The 1,419-nt window shown below is 64.4% G+C and carries 2 protein-coding genes; both read right to left on the minus strand.

What is annotated here, in order from left to right:
- A partial coding sequence (locus BN1115_RS12160) for a substrate-binding domain-containing protein (RefSeq protein ID WP_042657347.1) occupies positions 1-832 on the minus strand: 832 nt, incomplete at its 3' end.
- Positions 832-1,419: PfkB family carbohydrate kinase (locus BN1115_RS12165; RefSeq protein ID WP_042657348.1), on the minus strand; the 588-nt coding region annotated here is incomplete at its 5' end. The genes BN1115_RS12165 and BN1115_RS12160, both read right to left, overlap by 1 nt.

Genomic DNA, 1,419 nt, shown 5'->3' on the forward strand with positions numbered 1-1,419 from the left:
GCGCCACGTTGTCGTAGCCGACGATGGAGAGATCCCGCGGTATCACAATGCCCGCCTGATGGGCGGCACTGATGGCCCCCATCGCCATCATGTCGTTGCAGACAAAGAGGGCGGTGGGGCGCGAAGGGAGAGCCAGCAGCCGCTCCATGGCGGCAAAGCCGCTGGCGCAGTCAAAGTCCCCCTCCTGGATCCACTTCGGATTGATCGTGAGCCCCGCCTCCTGCAACGCCTGCTCAAAGCCAGCTTGGCGCTGGTTGGCGGGGGCACGGCTCTGGGGGCCGGAGATGCAGCCGATGGCGGTATGACCCAGCTCAATCAGATGGCGGGTTGCGAGATACCCGCCGTGGAAGGAGTTGTCGGCGATAAGGTCCACATCCTCGCTGACCAGCCCCCAATCCATCACCACCACTGGCAGGCTCTTGAGCCAGTCGAGCTGGTTGAACACCTCTTGTTGCCCCTCGCTGCACATGATCAGCAGGCCATCGACCCGCTTGCGCAGCATCATCTTGAGGTAGGAGAGCGCCGTCTCGGCCTGCCCTTCGGTGTTGCCCAGCATCAGGTTGTAGCCCTGCTCGAAGCAGTAGCGTTCCACTCCGCGCACCACTTCGGCAAAGAAGGGGTTGCTGGAGGTAGTGACCAGCATGCCGATACTGTTGGTCTCCTTCACCTTGAGGCTGCGGGCCACCAGACTCGGGGCGTAGTTCAGATCGCGCATGGCGGCGAAGACCCGCTCACGGGTCTCCTCGGCCACGAAGCGGGTCTCGTTGATGACATGGGAGACGGTGGTGGTAGATACCCCCGCCAGCGCCGCCACCTCCTTGATATTGGCCATCAGTGCCCCTGTGCACTCTGCTCAAGCAGGAAGGCGTCAACCTCGTCCTTGCTCGGGATGGAGCTCTGGGCGCCAAACCGGGTGACAGAGAGCGCCGCTGCGCCGTGGGCAAAGCGCACTGCGCCGTTGAAGTCGGCCCCGGCCAGCTCGGCAGCCAGCAGGGCGCCGTTGAAGGTATCGCCAGCAGCCGTGGTGTCGACCGCTTTCACCCGAAAACCCGGGATCAGCTGTTGCTGCTTTGCGTTGCTGCAATAGACCCCTTGGGAGCCCAGGGTGATCATCACATCCGCAATGCCCATCTGGTGGAAACGGGTGGCCGCCTCGCGGGCGCTGGCTTCGTCGGTGACTTTGACGCCGGTCAGCAGTTCCGCTTCGGTCTGGTTGGGGGTGATGAGATCCACCAGCGCCAACAGCTCGGCGGGGAGCGGACGGGCGGGGGCGGGGTTGAGCACTACCCGGGTGCGGTGGGCACGGGCCAAACGGGCCGCCTCGAACACGCTTTCGAGCGGCACTTCCAGCTGCAACAGCAGGGTGTGGGCGTCGGCGATCAGCGCTTCGTGGTTTTTCACCACGGCAGGGGTGATGGC

The organism is Aeromonas allosaccharophila, from assembly GCF_000819685.1.
Lineage (GTDB): Bacteria > Pseudomonadota > Gammaproteobacteria > Enterobacterales > Aeromonadaceae > Aeromonas > Aeromonas allosaccharophila.